Raw genomic sequence first — 14063 nt, forward strand, 5'->3', positions numbered from 1 at the left:
CTGCGCCGGTTATTCGGCCGCCGTGGCGCGCACGTCGAACTCGACTTTCCAGCGCTGGCCATTATCGTCTGCCACCGCCAGCAATTCCAGCGTACCCGCCTCGGTCGCCAGCGCGTGCAGTTTGACCTGCACCACTTCACCCGCCTGGCGGCCTTCCGGCGACAACGTCATCTGGATTTCATTCAGCTCCGTCAATTCGTCCGGGCCCCAGAAGTCCAGCAATTCGCCAATCTGGTCCTGGCGGCGCGTCGACGATTCGAAGAAGCGGAAGTTGACCGGCTCGCCCACCACCAGGCCGAATTGCTGGCCCGGCAGTTCGATTTCACCGCCTTCCTCCATGCCGAACGGCGCCACGCACAGCGCCTGGATCGGCGGTTCCATGCCGGGGATGGCCGGCATCGACGATTCCACCGCCACGTAGTACGAACGGGCCGTGCCGCCGCGGATGCGCACACCGGCGCCGCGGCGCACATAGCTGTAGTAGGCGGCGCCGCGCGCCACGGCCAGGTCCAGGTCCGCGCCGTCCAGCATGCGGGCCGGCTCCGACCCTTCGAGGTACAGCCAGTCGTTCAGCGTATCCATCACGCGCTGCGCCAGCAGGCCGGATTTGAAGACGCCGCCGTTGAACAGCACGGCGGTCGGGTGCAGGAACGTGGCTTCCGCCGGCTGGCGGCCCTCGTAACCCTGCAGTTCGGCGGTGGCGCCCAGCTGGCGGCCCAGGAACGCGGCCAGGTGTTTGGTGACGGCGGCATCCTGCGCATACGGCAAGCCCAGTTGCGTCAGGCCGGCGCGGGTGCGCACGGCGGGGCGGCTGGCTGCGTCGGTCTTCGGGAAGAAGCCTTCGACGATGAAATTCACGACTTCATCGCGCGTCAGCTCCGTGCGGATCGAACCGCCGATGAGTTTCGAACCACGGCTCGGCACCACGATCGGCCACGTTTGCACGGATTCGTCGGCCAGCAGCGCTTCCTTGCCGGCGCGGCAGCCATAGGTCAGCCCGCGCAATTGCCAGGCGTCGAGCTGGGTGCCGTTGGCGGCCAGCTTGCGCGCCACCATGTGGGCCAGCGCCAGGTCCATGTTGTCGCCGCCCAGCAGGATGTGGTCGCCCACGGCCACGCGGTGCGGTTCCAGCACGCCGTCGCGTTCCAGCACGGCGATCAGCGAAAAGTCGCTGGTGCCGCCGCCCACGTCGACCACGAGGATGATGTCGCCCGGCTTGACGGCCTTGCGCCATTTGCCTTCGCTGCCCTGGATCCAGCTGTACAGCGCCGCCTGCGGCTCTTCCAGCAAGGTCAGGCCTTCATAGCCGGCGGCGCGGGCCGCGTCGGCCGTCAGTTCGCGGGCGGCCGGGTCGAACGATGCGGGGATCGTCACCGTCACGGCCTGTTCGGCGAACGGCGCGTCCGGATGGGCCGCATCCCACGCCTGGCGCAAGTGTGTCAGGTAGCGGGTCGATGCGGCCAAAGGCGACACGCGGGTGACTTCTTCCGGCGCATCGTTGGGCAGGATGGCGGCGCGGCGGTCCACGCCAGGGTGGCACAGCCAGCTTTTGGCGGACGACACCAGGCGGATCGGCGTCGTGGCGCCACGGCTGCGCGCCATTTCACCGGCCACGGGGCCGTCGCCGGACGCCTGCCATGGCAGCGCCAGTTCGCCGGCCGCCATTTCATCGGGGTGCGGCAGGTACAGGAACGAGGGCAGCAGCGGCAAGTCTTCCACCGTGCCCGGCGCCGTCAACTGGGGTATGGCCAGCACGGTCTGCGCGGTTTTTTCGCCATCGCTGGCGGCCAGGTCGACATACGACAATGCCGAGTGCGTGGTACCCAGATCGATACCGATTGCGTATTTAGGATCGCTCACAGTTCCACCTCCGCCGGGGCCAGGACTTTCGCATCATGCGCTTCCGCCAGTTTCGGCAGGCGCACGGACGTGGCGCGCCAGCCGCGGTGCGACAGGCTGCCTTTGAACGGCGCCTGGCCCACCACGTTGCCCGTCAGGCGCACGGATGCGGCGTCGAAGCCCGCTTCCAGCGTGACGCGGGCCCCTTCCGCCTCCGAGCGGACCGGTTCGATCGTGAAGTGTTCGCGCAATACCTTGGCGCAGCCTTCATGCACCACGCGGGCGGCGGCACCGATGTCGGCGTCCGCATAGCCGGTCAGGTTTTCCTGAGTGAAATCGATCAGGCGGGCTTCGCGTTGCAGCAAGCTCAGCAGTTGCAGCGCGGCATCCGGCGTGGCTTCGCGCAGGATCACCGGAGCGGCGGTCGGGGCTGGCGTCGGGGCCGGGGTGGGCGCTGGAGTAGGGGCCACCGTTGGCGCCGCCATCGGTTCATCGAGGCGCTGGATGCGGGCCGCGTATTCGGCATTGCCGAGGGTGCGGAAGAAGGCGCTGATCGCGAGCGCAATGCGCGTGCCGAAAGACGGCAACTGGGTCGTATTGGTCATCGTTGTCTCTGGTTTGGCCGGCGGGCCGCTGCTTGAATTGCCAGAAAGAGGGCGCTACGCCGGCGGTTGGAAGTCTGGGGCAGGCGCTTGTGCAGCGCCGCAATTACTTCGAATGATACCAGTTGACGCGGCAATGCTGAAGTTTCGGCAACGGGTTTGGCGGCGATGGCGGGAATTTGCTAGTGCGGCGCGGGGCGGTACGCTATGTGGAATCGTTGCGCCAGCATGGCAAGGCGCTTGTCCAGCGTCCACAGTTCCGCGCCGGGCGTCATCAGCGTGGAGGTCAGGATCATCAGGTCCACGAGTCCGCATCCGGCGCCAAACAGCTTTTCGCGCTCAATAAAGTCCATTACTTCCCGCAAGCTGGCGCGCTCAGCCTGCTGAAGCAGCGCCAGATCCTTGAGTGTGCGGGCGCGCGTGGGCGGCGTGCCACAGGCAATCTCCCCCACGATCATTGGATGGAGCAGGACGGCGTCGAGTCCCAGCAAGGCAACCAGGGCGGCGTCAGGTGCGCGAAAGTGCGCCACCCACACCGAGGTGTCGACGACGACACGCTTCACGATGCTGGATCGTCGCGGCGCCGGGGAACGTCCGCCATTTGCGGCATGATGCCGCCCAGCGACGCCAGCCGCTTGGCGGCCTGGACCCTGACGAAGGTCTTAATCGCTTCCCGGAACAGGTCGGCTTTATCCATTGCTGGATCAGCGACTTCCAGCGCCTGTTCGTACAGCTCGTCATCAATGGTTACGGTGGTGCGCATGGCGGCTTCCCATCATCAAAACTGATCCCATTATGCATCAATTCTGGCATCACTCAACTGCCGCCATGGCAGCCTCCGGCTATTTAGAACCGGGCAAACCGGGTTTCGTCCATTTCGCCATCGGCGTCCCCCTCCACCATGCGGGGTTCGCTGCGCTTGCGCGCGGGCGCCCGGGGCGCGATGCCTTTGCGGGAGGAGGTAAACGCGGTTCCGCGCACCTGCGTGTTGACCTTGAAGAAGCCCATGGTGTGCTGCAATTGCTCGGCCTGGCCGCTCATTTCCTCGGCCGTGGCGGCCAACTCTTCGGAACTGGCCGCGTTCTGCTGCGTGGTCTGCGACAATTGCTGCACGGCGGAATTGATTTGCGCAACACCCGACGATTGCTCTTCCGATGCCGCTGAAATTTCCTGCACCAGATCCGACGTGCGCTTGATGTTCGGCACCATCTGGCCCAGCAACTGGCCGGCCCGTTCCGCCAGTTGCACGCTGCCGGACGCCACTTCGGAAATTTCCTGCGCCGCCACCTGCGAACGCTCCGCCAGCTTGCGTACTTCGGCGGCCACTACGGCAAAGCCCTTGCCATGTTCGCCGGCGCGGGCCGCTTCAATGGCCGCGTTCAGCGCCAGCAAATTGGTTTGATAAGCGATGTCGTCAATAATGCCGATCTTGGTGGCAATCTGCTTCATGGCCGCCACCGTGGCATTGACGGCATCGCCGCCTTCCGTGGCTTCCTGCGCCGCGCGCGCCGCCATGCCGTCGGTGGCTTTCGCGTTGTCCGTGTTTTGCGAAATCGACGCCGTCATCTGTTCCAGCGACGCACTGGTCTCCTCCACGCTGGCGGCCTGTTCGCTGGCAGATTGCGACAGCGATTGCGCCGTGGCCGACACTTCCTCGGAGGCGCTGGCCAGCGACTGGGCGCCGTGGTTCACTTCCGTCACCACTTGCAGCAGCTTGGCCACCGTGTTGTTCGCATAGGACTTCAATTCGCCAAAGCTGCCTTCATAATGCTTGTCGATGGTCTTGCTCAAGTCGCCTTCGGCCAGCGCGCCCATCACGCGCACCACGTCCTCGATCGATGTGCCCGTCGTTACCATCAGGCGGTTCAAGCCTTCTCCCAGGTCCTTCTGGAATCCTTGCATGCCCGCCAGGTCGATACGGGCATTGAAATCGCCCCGGTTGGCGGCATCCACCACATTTTTCTGGCCATCGATCACCAGGTTCAGCTTGGCGACGGTATTGTTGGCGTAGCGCTTCAATTCATCGAACGCGCCGTCGTAATCCTTGGCGATGGTTTTCGACAAGTCGCCTTCGGACAGCGCCCCCATGACGCGCACCACGTCGGCCACGCTGGCGCCCGTGGTGGCCATCAGCTGGTTCAAGCCCTCCGCCAGTTCTTGCTGGAAGCCCTGCAAGCCGGCCAGCTCAACCCGCACGTCGAAGTTACCCCGGTTGGCGGCGGCAATGGCTTGCTTCTGGCCGCTGATCACCTGGTTCAATTTGCCGACGGTATTGTTGGCATAGCGTTTCAATTCATCGAATGCGCCCTGGTATTCCTTGGTAATGGTTTTTGACAAGTCGCCTTCGGACAGCGCCCCCATCACGCGCACCACGTCGGACACGCTGGCGCCGGTGGTGGCCATCAACTGGTTCAAGCCATCGGCCAGTTCTTTCTGGAACCCTTGCAAGCCGTTCAAGTCGACGCGCATCGCGAAGTCGCCCCGGTTGGCCGCTTCGATGGCTTGCTTCTGGCCATTGATGACCTGGTTCAGCTTGGCCACCATGTTGCGCATGGCGTTGAGCAACTGTCCCGTTTCATCCTTGGAAGTGGCGTCAATATGCATATCCAGGTCGCCCGCTTCCAGCCGCTCCGCCACCTGCACGGCGGTTTTCAGCGGGGTGATGATGCCCATCGTGATCTGCCAGGCGATCAGCAATGCCAGCAGCACGGCGCCGGCCGCCAGGGAAACCACCAGCGTGCGGGTGGCGTCATAGCTGGCCGCCACTTCGTCGCCGGACTTGTCCATCAGTTCAGACTGGAACTTTCCCAACGCTTCCAGCGCTTGCCAGAATGCTTCGTTGGCCGGCGCGAAATCGTTTTTCACATATTCAATGGCGGCCTTGCGGTCGGTCCTGGCCAGCGTATAAAACTGGTCATACCTGGTATCGAGCACGGCGCGTTTATCCAAAATATCTTTCAGCATCACCTTGCCTTTTTCCAGGACGATGACTTTTTGCAGTTTGTTCAAATCCTCGTTGATTTCACCGCGGTTGGTTTCCGCAGCGCGGCGGAACTTTTCTATTTCTGCATCACTGGATGCCAGCAGGATATTGCGCACCTGCCTGCCGTTATCGATGGAATTTTTCAAGGCATCTTCCAGTAACAGGAATTTCGCATACCGGTCTTCCAGGATCTGCCGGGTCAGTTCATTGCTGGCGGCAAGGCGGGAAATACTGATGGAGGACACCAGCAACAGCAGCACCACGACACATCCGAAACCCAGGCCCAGGCGGGCCGAAATCTTGAGATTCTTCAGCATGGGGATTCCTTGGAAAAAGTTAAATAGCAGGTGATTTGGATCAATACCGCGAGGCCATTATGCGCCCTGCGCTTGGAAAGAATCTATCTAAAGTTCGTTGTAACTGACGCTTGCTTCCAACAGAGGGGCGGCTTAAAATACTGTTTTTATATACAGTACTCCGAGGCTGTCATGGACGAATGGCAAACCGCGCAGTGGCTGCCCGGGCCGCCGCAGGCGCAGAAAGGGCGGGGCGCGGTCAGCAACCTGCAGGGGCGCCATGAAGTGCATGGGCGCGAACAGTTCGACGATGGCTGGGACCATGGCGATGACGAGCCGCGCGTATTCAAGACGCACGTCACCGATGAGATGGCAAAGTCCATCCTGACCCGTAACAGTTCGCCGGACATCCCGTTCAATGTGTCGCTGAATCCTTACCGGGGCTGCGAACACGGCTGCATTTATTGCTTTGCCCGGCCGTCGCACAGTTACCTGGGCATGTCGCCGGGGCTGGATTTCGAAACCCGCATCGTTGCCAAGGTCAATGCCGCCGAGCTGCTGCGGCAGGAATTGGCGAAGCCGTCATATGTGCCGGAATCGATTGCGCTGGGCGTCAATACCGATGCCTATCAACCGTGCGAGCGCAGCCTGAAGATCACGCGCCGCGTGCTGGAAGTGCTGCACGAATGCGACCACCCGGTGGGATTGATCACCAAGTCGTCGCTGATCGAGCGCGATATCGATTTGCTGTCCGATATGGCGGCCAAAAGGCTGGCATCGGCCGCCATCACGATCACCACGCTCGATGGCGACATTGCCCGCACGCTGGAACCCCGCGCCGCCGCGCCGGCCCGGCGCCTGCGCACCATCCGCACGCTAACGGACGCGGGGATTCCGGTCGGCGTCAGCATCGCGCCCATCATCCCCTTCGTGACGGAACCGGATATCGAAAGGGTCATCGAAGCGGCGTGCGAGGCCGGTGCGCTGCACGTGAATTACATCGTGCTGCGCCTGCCGTGGGAAGTGAATCCGCTGTTCCAGCAATGGCTGGAAGCGCATTTCCCCGACCGCGCGCAACGCGTGATGAACCGCATCCGCGACATGCGGGGCGGCAAGGATTACCAGGCGGAGTTCGGCAAGCGCATGCATGGCGAGGGCGTGTGGGCGGATCTGATCAAACAGCGGGTGGAAAAGACCGTGCGCAAGCTGGGGCTGGAGCGCCGCATGATCCGCTTCCGCCAGCTCGACGCCGGGCGGTTCCGGCGGCCGTTGTCGGTGCCGGCCGTGGCAACCAAAGGGAACGGGCAGCTGGACTTGTTTTAATCTTTGGCGGCCAGCAGTTCCAGCAAGTGCTGTTCGATGGCGAAGACATGCGCGTCGTCCTGGCCCAGCTCGCGCAGTGCGACGGCCAGATGCGTCAGGTAATCGCTGTTGGGGCCGCTGGGACCGGTGGCGCCGGCAATTTGCAGCGCAATCTCCGCTTCGCTGGCGGGGCCCAGGAACGCGCCATTATCTTCGCGTGCAATGTAGACCACGCCTTCGGCCATGTCGTCGGAACCGTCTTCGAACGCGATGTCGATGACACGCCGCAGGTAACCGTTTTTTTCGCGGTAATCGAGGTGGGCAAACACGTCCGGCGACACCAGGTACGCCATGCCGTGGCACACGGCGCCGTGGTCGGGGATCAGCGTGACGACCCGGCCGGGCGCCGTGGGCGTGCCACGGTGGTCATGCGACCCTTGCCAGAACCGGCGCGACCAGCCCGTGATGCTGGCGGCGCGCCGCTGCATGTAGGGGAAGTCGGCTTTGTAGATCAGGGAACCGTAACCGAACACCCAGACACTGTGGTGGCCATCGAAATGGTCCATTTGCTGGTTGATGGCAATGGTGTTGGCGGACATAGACTTCGCGGCAAAAAACTTATTGTACTGTGCGGCAGCGCTGGTGGCTGCGCAAGCACGGCGGCTTTGTAAAAGCCGCCCTACGCGGCCAGCAGCGCGGCTTGCTGCATGGCCGCCTCGATGGCCTGTTCCCTTGCGGCCGAGCCCTGCGCCAGGTTGTCCGCTTCCAGCACGTGCACGTCCGTGATGCCGACCATGGCGAAGACGGCCTTCAGGTAACCCGTGTGGTATTCATTCATGCCCGCCAGCGTCGGCCCGCCCCGGGTGGAGGCGACAATGACGCGCTTGCCCTTCGCCAAACCCGTGGTGCGGCCGTTCGGCGCCACGGTGTACGTGCGCTGTTCCAGTACGATACGGTCCAGCCACGCTTTCAGCGTGGACGGCACCGACAGCGTCAGCACGGGCGCGCCCAGCACGATGACGTCCGCCACCATGAATTCGGCCAGCAGCAATTCCGTCAGCATGACTTCGCCCTGCAACTCATCGTTGAGCGGAATGGCGCTGTTCCACTGGCCGCGCAGCACTTGCAGCAGGGGGCCCGTCACGTGGGACAACTGGCTGGCGCCCAGGTCGCGGTAAGCGACATTGGCATCCCAGTGCCGCACCCTGAGCGCATCGACGATCGCGGCAGTCAACTGGCGCGACGCGGAATTGTCGCCAAGGCAGGCAGAATCGATGTGCAGGATATTCATGAGCTGGCCATTTACCGGGTTGAGCGGGGAGGGTACACCGTCAACTGCGCGCGAACAAAGCCCAAAAATGGAAAGCTGTATTCCACTGGCGGGATAATTGTCACTTGTTCAGCATACCAGTTCCAGCCCGGTTCCATTCGTGACCCACCATGAATTGCAACAAAAAAGCCACAAAACTTTCCGCTGCCGGCGACAGCGAGCGGGTGCTCTTGGTATAGACAAAGAAGCGCCGTGTCAGCTCCGGTTCTTGCAATAAACGCATCTGCAAGCCATACAGCCTGGCCATCGGCGCCGCATAGGGGATGCAGGCGGCCACGCCCAGGCCGGCATTGACCATGGCCAGCGCCGTCGTCATGAATGTCACTTCGTTGAACGGGTGCAGCGGCACGTCGCGCAGCAAGCGCTCCGTGAACTGGCCCTGCAGCGCGATCAGCGGGTAGCGCTCGACGTCGGCCCACGTGACCTTGTCCTGGCCCTGCAACGGATGGCCGGCGGGAAAGACCAGCACGAACGGCATGTCGAACAATAACTGGGCCGCGATTTCCGCCGCCGGGTCCCGTTCCGGGCCGATGCCGAAATCCACTTCGCCGGAAAACACGCGGCCCGACACATTTTCAACGGGGCAGTCGACCAGTTTCACCTGCACTTCCGGATGCGTGGCGCGGTAGGCGGCTATGGCTTCCGGCAACAGCGTGCACGCCATCATTTGCGGCGCCGCCACCCGCACCAGGCCCTTTTTCAACGCCTTGCGGCTGGCGATGTCGGCCATGGCGCCATCGAGGTCTTGCAGCATCTTGTCGAACAGCGGATACAGGTCGCGTCCCACTTCAGACAGCTGGGCGCGCCGCGTGTTGCGCTCCACGACCTTGACACCCAGCACTTGCTCGAGTTCCTTGATCTGGCCGCTCAGGGCGGACTGGGTCACGTGCAATTGCTCGGCCGCCAGGGTGAAGCTGCCGGTGCGGGCAATGGCGACCAGCGCGCGCATCTGGCGTAAGGTGGGATTCATATAGCGGGATTCATTAGAAAATCCAATAAATCGATTAAAAAATACTGTTTGTATGATATCTGAATCCACGGTTTAATGCTTGCATACCAAGGAGGCCCCACCATGAAAATCAAGCAAATCCACCATGTGGCATACCGCTGCAGGGACGCGAAAGAAACCGTCGAGTGGTACGTCAAGCACCTGAACATGAACTTCGTGCTGGCCATCGCCGAAGACGAAGTGCCGTCGACCAAGGCGCCGGATCCCTACATGCACGTGTTCCTGGACGCCGGCCACGGCAACGTGCTGGCATTCTTCGAATTGCCGACGCAGCCGGAAATGGGCCGCGACACCAACACCCCGGCCTGGGTGCAGCACCTGGCGCTGGAAGTGGGCAGCATGGATGAATTGCTGGCCGCGAAGGAACGCCTGGTGGCGGCCGGCATCGACGTGCTGGGCCCCGTCAACCACACGATCTTCAAGTCGATTTATTTCTTCGACCCGAACGGCCACCGCCTGGAACTGGCCGCCAACACGGGCACGCCGGAAATGATGCAAAAGCTCGACGACGTCAAATGGGACATGCTCGAAGAGTGGTCCAAAACCAAACGCGCACCCAAGCACGCCGCCTGGATGCATGCACCCGCACCTGAAGGAAACGCACAATGAAACTCGCCACCCTGAAAAACGGCAGCCGCGACGGCGCCCTCGTCATCGTCAGCCGCGACCTGTCGCGCTACGTTTCCGCCGCCGCCATTGCGCCAACCATGCAAGCGGCGCTGGACAACTGGGATAGCGCGGCGCCGCAACTGGCGGACCTGTACGCGCAACTGAATGCCGGCACGGTGGCCGGTGCGCAGCCGTTCGTCCAGACCGCGGCCCATTCGCCGCTGCCGCGCGCCTACCAGTGGGCCGACGGTTCGGCCTACATCAACCACGTGGAACTGGTGCGCCGCGCCCGCAATGCGGAAGTGCCGGCCTCGTTCTACACGGACCCGTTGATGTACCAGGGTGGTTCCGACAGTTTCGTGGGCCCGCGCGACAACATCTTCGCGCTGACCGAAGAATGGGGCATCGACCTGGAAGCGGAAGTGGCCGTGGTGACGGGCGACGTCAAGATGGGCGCCACGCCGGACGAGGCGGCGAAGGCGATCCGCCTCGTCATGCTGGTCAACGACGTATCGCTGCGTAACCTGATTCCCAATGAACTGGCCAAGGGCTTCGGCTTCTTCAATTCCAAGCCGGCCAGCGCGTTTTCGCCGGTGGCCGTGACGCCGGACGAACTGGGCGACGCCTGGGCCGACAACAAGGTGCACTTGCCGCTGCTGGTGCAACTGAACGGCCAGCCGTTCGGCAAGCCGAATGCAGGCGAAGACATGACGTTCAGCTTTGCGCAACTGGTGGCGCACGCCGCGCAAACGCGTGAACTGGGCGCGGGCACCATCATTGGTTCCGGCACGGTGTCGAACAAGCAGGGCAGCCTGCATGGCTCGTCGATCGCCAATGGCGGCGTGGGCTATTGCTGCCTGGCCGAGGTACGCATGTATGAAACCATTGAAGGCGGCAAGCCGCAAACGGGCTTCCTGAAGTTCGGCGATACCGTGCGCATCGAAATGAACGACGCCACCGGCGCGTCCGTGTTCGGTGTCATCGACCAGACGGTGGCGCACTACCGCGAACGGGGCTGAGATGAAACTCTACACGTACTTCCGCAGTTCGGCCGCTTACCGCGTCCGCATTGCGCTGGGCCTGAAGGGACTGCCGTATGAGGCGGTGCCTGTGCACCTGCTGAAAAACGGCGGCGAGCAACTGGGCGAACCGTACCGCGGCATCAACCCCGCCGCGCTGGTGCCGGCCTTGCAGGATGACGGTGCCACCATCACGCAATCGATGGCCATCATCGAATACCTGGAAGAAGTGCATCCGCAAACGCCGCTGTTGCCGGCCGCGCCCGCCGACCGTGCCCGCGTGCGCGCGCTGGCGCAGACCATCGCGTGCGACACGCATCCGTTGTCGAATTTGCGCGTGCTGAAATACCTGACGGGCACCCTGGGTATTTCGGACGAGGCGAAGACAGAGTGGATGCACCAGTGGATGAAGCTGGGACTGGCGTCGTTCGAAGCGCTGCTGGGCGACGGCAAGGCGGGACGGTTCTGCCATGGCGATACGCCATCGCTGGCCGATTGCGTCCTGTTGCCGCAAGTGTTCAATGCGCAGCGCTTTGGCGTGGACCTGGCGCCGTATCCGCAGATCGTGCGCATTGCCGCCAATTGTTCCGAATTGCCTGCCTTCCAGGCCGCCCATCCTTCGCGCCAGCCGGACGCGGAATAAATCCCCGCTTTAAATCTTCCTCCACCCGCGGAATAACTCCGCGGGGTTTATTTTAAAAAGTCGTTGGTTACTATTATTTCGTAATAGGGAAATCCTGACGATAGTGTCAGTCGCGCCTGTTATTTCGCATGGAAGTTCACAGTTTATTGACATCATCTATTAATTTTGGGTAATGTTTGCTACTGCGAAATTTCATTTTCACAACATGGGCGCGGCGTATTTTTTTTCAGGCGCATTTTCCCTCACGGATAAGGAACGACGATGAAAAAACTGATTGGCTGGCTTGTCATGAGCATGGTGTTTCTGGGCTTGAACGCATCCGCCGCGGAGCGGGGAACGGCGGACGAAGCCATCGCGATGGTGAAAAAAGTCGTGACGTTCATGAAATCGAACGGCACGGAGAAGACCTTTACCGAAGTCAACAATCCAAGCGGCCAGTTCGTCAAAGGCGACTTGTACGTGTTTATCCACGACCTCGATGGCAAATGCGTGGCGCATGGCGGTAACGCCAAATTAATCGGCAAAAACTTGCTGGATTTGAAAGATGCGTCGGGTTTCCAGATGGTGCGCGGCTTTATCGACGTCGCCAATGCCAAGGGTAAAGGCTGGGTCGATTACAAATGGCCGAACAAGACCACCAAGGAAGTGGAAAACAAATCGACTTATCTGGAAAAAGTCGACAACCTCATTATCAGCGTGGGTATCTACAAAACCTGACGGATTCAGGGCAGGCGTCGACTGTGGCTTACTTTCTGAAAGCGGATAATGATGAATCTCAATGATTTAAAGATTGGAACGCGCCTGAAAGTCGGCTTCGGCGTCCTGCTCGGCTTGCTGGTGGTGCTGATTGCCATTAACGACACTGTCAGCAGCAAAAACCGCCGGGATCTGCGCGAGAAAATCAATGTCAGCAGCGCCAAGTTCGAGCTGACCAATGTCTTCAAGGCGGCCAAGCTGGAAGGCGTGGTGGCGGCCCGCAGCATCAGTATCCAGACCGACGTCGGGCCCATGAACAAGGAAGAGGCCAAGATCCGCGAGCAGGCGAAAATCGCCGCCGCCGCGCGCGACAAACTGATCGCCCTGGGCGTGTCGGAAGAGGGCAAGAAAGTGTTTGCCAATATCGCGCGCCTGGAAGCGGCGCTGGAAAAGCCGACCGCCGACGCCATCACGGCCGCCCTGGCGTTCAATACCGATGCGGCGACCAGCATCATCGCCGGCAAAGTCGATCCGCTGTACCTGCAACTGCTGGGCGAGATCAACGCGCTGGTCAAGGTGCACAAGGACGAGGAGCGCGAAGTGCTCGACGCCGGCGAGCGCTCGGCGCAACAACTGCAATACCTGTTGATTGCGATCGGCGCCGCGGCCGTCGTCATCGGCTTGTTGCTGGCACGCGCCATCACGGCCGGCATCGTGCGCCCGCTGGATTTCGCGGTGTCCGTCGCCAAGCGCGTGGCGGAGGGCGATTTGTCGTCCGCCATCGAAGTCCATTCCAAGGATGAAACCGGTGAATTGATGGCGGCGCTGCGCCTGATGAACCAGAACCTGGTGGATGTGGTGCGCGAAGTGCGCAGCGGCACCGAGACGATTTCGTCGGCATCGAGCCAGATCGCCAGCGGCAACCAGGAACTGGCCGGCCGCACGGATGAGCAGGCCAGTGCGCTGCAAGAAACGGTGCGTTCGATGGAAGCCCTGACCCGCACCGTGCACGAAAACGAGGGTAGCGCGAAGGACGCCAACCAGCTGGCGCTGTCGGCGTCGGAAGTCGCCGTGAAGGGCGGGGCGGTGGTGGCGCAGGTGGTCGATACCATGGGCGCGATCAACGAATCGGCTTACAGGATTGTCGACATCATCGGTGTCATCGATGGCATCGCGTTCCAGACCAATATCCTGGCGCTGAACGCGGCGGTCGAAGCGGCCCGCGCCGGCGAACAGGGGCGGGGTTTTGCCGTGGTGGCGACCGAGGTGCGCAACCTGGCCCAGCGTTCGGCGGCGGCGGCGCGGGAAATCAAATCCCTGATCGATGGGTCGGTGGCCAAGATCGAAGCGGGCAACCAGCTGGTCAGCGAAGCCGGCAAGACCATGAGCGAGATCGTCACCAGCGTGCAAAAGGTGACCGACATCATGGGTGAAATCGCCAATGCCAGCCGCGAGCAGACCAGCGGCATCGAACAGATCAGCCATACCGTCACGCAGATGGACGAGGGCACGCAGCAGAACGCCGCGCTGGTCGAGCAAGCCAGTGCGGCGGCAATGTCCATGCAGGAAATGGCCGACAGCCTGGAACGCGTCGTGCGCGTCTTCAACCTCGGCGACCACAAGGCCAGCGTCACGCCGCTGCATGCCGCGCGCGGCAATCGTCAGGGCGGCAAGCCGTCCGCCGGCCGCGACAGCCAGCGGCAACGGCTGACCGCAACGTAATTCCCCTTTCCGC

At 62.3% G+C, this 14063-nt stretch carries 14 protein-coding genes and 1 pseudogene; 6 read left to right on the forward strand and 9 right to left on the reverse strand.

The annotated features are described in order from the left end of the window. Nucleotides 1–9 precede the first annotated feature (9 nt). The 6 genes and pseudogenes from GJ700_RS28210 to GJ700_RS36320 all read right to left on the reverse strand — a co-directional run. On the reverse strand, nucleotides 10–1860 hold the full coding sequence (locus GJ700_RS28210; protein WP_371868168.1) for an Hsp70 family protein: 1851 nt from the start codon (nucleotides 1858–1860) through the stop codon (nucleotides 10–12). Then, nucleotides 1857–2444 carry a DUF2760 domain-containing protein gene (locus GJ700_RS28215; RefSeq protein WP_154380324.1) on the reverse strand — a complete coding sequence of 196 codons (588 nt, stop codon included), beginning with the start codon at nucleotides 2442–2444 and terminating at the stop codon, nucleotides 1857–1859. The genes GJ700_RS28210 and GJ700_RS28215 overlap by 4 nt, the downstream gene beginning before the upstream one ends. A 179-nt stretch (nucleotides 2445–2623) precedes the next feature. After that, nucleotides 2624–3004 (reverse strand): type II toxin-antitoxin system VapC family toxin, encoded by a 381-nt coding sequence (locus GJ700_RS28220; RefSeq protein WP_371868169.1) that lies wholly within the window; start codon nucleotides 3002–3004, stop codon nucleotides 2624–2626. After that, nucleotides 3001–3204, reverse strand: a complete 204-nt coding sequence (locus tag GJ700_RS28225) for a type II toxin-antitoxin system VapB family antitoxin (RefSeq protein WP_154380326.1) — start codon at nucleotides 3202–3204, stop codon at nucleotides 3001–3003. Before GJ700_RS28225 ends, GJ700_RS28220 begins: the two co-directional genes overlap by 4 nt. A gap of 83 nt (nucleotides 3205–3287) precedes the next feature. Continuing rightward, a complete protein-coding gene (locus tag GJ700_RS36315) occupies nucleotides 3288–4691 on the reverse strand; it encodes a methyl-accepting chemotaxis protein (protein ID WP_371868180.1) in 1404 nt (467 codons plus the stop codon). A 15-nt stretch (nucleotides 4692–4706) separates the two neighbouring features. Then, a pseudogene (locus GJ700_RS36320) lies at nucleotides 4707–5741 on the reverse strand (MCP four helix bundle domain-containing protein); the annotation flags it as partial. 171 nt (nucleotides 5742–5912) lie between these two features. Here GJ700_RS36320 and GJ700_RS28235 point away from each other — a divergent pair. Next, entirely contained in the window at nucleotides 5913–7043 is a 1131-nt protein-coding gene (locus GJ700_RS28235) for a PA0069 family radical SAM protein (protein WP_154380330.1), read from the forward strand. Here the strand turns inward: GJ700_RS28235 and GJ700_RS28240 are convergent. From GJ700_RS28240 to GJ700_RS28250, 3 genes are all read right to left on the reverse strand, one after another. Then, complete coding sequence (locus GJ700_RS28240; protein WP_154380332.1) at nucleotides 7040–7621, reverse strand: gamma-glutamylcyclotransferase; 582 nt, start codon at nucleotides 7619–7621, stop codon at nucleotides 7040–7042. The two genes, GJ700_RS28235 and GJ700_RS28240, sit on opposite strands and share 4 nt — an antisense overlap. Before the next feature lie 80 nt (nucleotides 7622–7701). Next, nucleotides 7702–8313 carry an FMN-dependent NADH-azoreductase gene (locus GJ700_RS28245; protein ID WP_154380334.1) on the reverse strand — a complete coding sequence of 204 codons (612 nt, stop codon included), beginning with the start codon at nucleotides 8311–8313 and terminating at the stop codon, nucleotides 7702–7704. 100 nt (nucleotides 8314–8413) lie between these two features. Further along, complete coding sequence (locus tag GJ700_RS28250) at nucleotides 8414–9322, reverse strand: LysR family transcriptional regulator (RefSeq protein ID WP_154380336.1); 909 nt, start codon at nucleotides 9320–9322, stop codon at nucleotides 8414–8416. Between the two features lie 102 nt (nucleotides 9323–9424). Here GJ700_RS28250 and GJ700_RS28255 point away from each other — a divergent pair, with 102 nt between their 5' ends. From GJ700_RS28255 to GJ700_RS28275, 5 genes are all read left to right on the forward strand, one after another. After that, entirely contained in the window at nucleotides 9425–9970 is a 546-nt protein-coding gene (locus tag GJ700_RS28255) for a VOC family protein (protein ID WP_154380338.1), read from the forward strand. Further along, the gene (locus tag GJ700_RS28260) at nucleotides 9967–10989 is read left to right on the forward strand and encodes a fumarylacetoacetate hydrolase family protein (RefSeq protein WP_154380340.1); all 1023 of its coding nucleotides are present in this window, start codon (nucleotides 9967–9969) and stop codon (nucleotides 10987–10989) included. Before GJ700_RS28255 ends, GJ700_RS28260 begins: the two co-directional genes overlap by 4 nt. 1 nt (nucleotide 10990) lies before the next feature. Continuing rightward, on the forward strand, nucleotides 10991–11632 hold the full coding sequence (gene maiA / locus GJ700_RS28265; RefSeq protein WP_154380342.1) for a maleylacetoacetate isomerase: 642 nt from the start codon (nucleotides 10991–10993) through the stop codon (nucleotides 11630–11632). Nucleotides 11633–11893: 261 nt separating this feature from the next. Beyond that, nucleotides 11894–12349 carry a cache domain-containing protein gene (locus GJ700_RS28270; RefSeq protein WP_154380344.1) on the forward strand — a complete coding sequence of 152 codons (456 nt, stop codon included), beginning with the start codon at nucleotides 11894–11896 and terminating at the stop codon, nucleotides 12347–12349. Nucleotides 12350–12397: 48 nt separating this feature from the next. Next, nucleotides 12398–14050 carry a methyl-accepting chemotaxis protein gene (locus GJ700_RS28275; protein ID WP_154380346.1) on the forward strand — a complete coding sequence of 551 codons (1653 nt, stop codon included), beginning with the start codon at nucleotides 12398–12400 and terminating at the stop codon, nucleotides 14048–14050. Nucleotides 14051–14063 lie beyond the last annotated feature (13 nt).

It is taken from the genome of Pseudoduganella rivuli (genome assembly GCF_009674485.1).
Taxonomy (GTDB): domain Bacteria; phylum Pseudomonadota; class Gammaproteobacteria; order Burkholderiales; family Burkholderiaceae_D; genus Rugamonas; species Rugamonas rivuli_B.

Coding starts and splice junctions, on each gene's coding strand:
- GJ700_RS28215 (WP_154380324.1), bottom strand. CDS start 2,444: ATGACCAATACGACCCAGTTGCCGTCTTTCGGCACGCGCATTGCGCTC.
- GJ700_RS28225 (WP_154380326.1), bottom strand. CDS start 3,204: ATGCGCACCACCGTAACCATTGATGACGAGCTGTACGAACAGGCGCTG.
- GJ700_RS28235 (WP_154380330.1), top strand. CDS start 5,913: ATGGACGAATGGCAAACCGCGCAGTGGCTGCCCGGGCCGCCGCAGGCG.
- GJ700_RS28240 (WP_154380332.1), bottom strand. CDS start 7,621: ATGTCCGCCAACACCATTGCCATCAACCAGCAAATGGACCATTTCGAT.
- GJ700_RS28245 (WP_154380334.1), bottom strand. CDS start 8,313: ATGAATATCCTGCACATCGATTCTGCCTGCCTTGGCGACAATTCCGCG.
- GJ700_RS28250 (WP_154380336.1), bottom strand. CDS start 9,322: ATGAATCCCACCTTACGCCAGATGCGCGCGCTGGTCGCCATTGCCCGC.
- GJ700_RS28255 (WP_154380338.1), top strand. CDS start 9,425: ATGAAAATCAAGCAAATCCACCATGTGGCATACCGCTGCAGGGACGCG.
- GJ700_RS28260 (WP_154380340.1), top strand. CDS start 9,967: ATGAAACTCGCCACCCTGAAAAACGGCAGCCGCGACGGCGCCCTCGTC.
- maiA (WP_154380342.1), top strand. CDS start 10,991: ATGAAACTCTACACGTACTTCCGCAGTTCGGCCGCTTACCGCGTCCGC.
- GJ700_RS28270 (WP_154380344.1), top strand. CDS start 11,894: ATGAAAAAACTGATTGGCTGGCTTGTCATGAGCATGGTGTTTCTGGGC.
- GJ700_RS28275 (WP_154380346.1), top strand. CDS start 12,398: ATGATGAATCTCAATGATTTAAAGATTGGAACGCGCCTGAAAGTCGGC.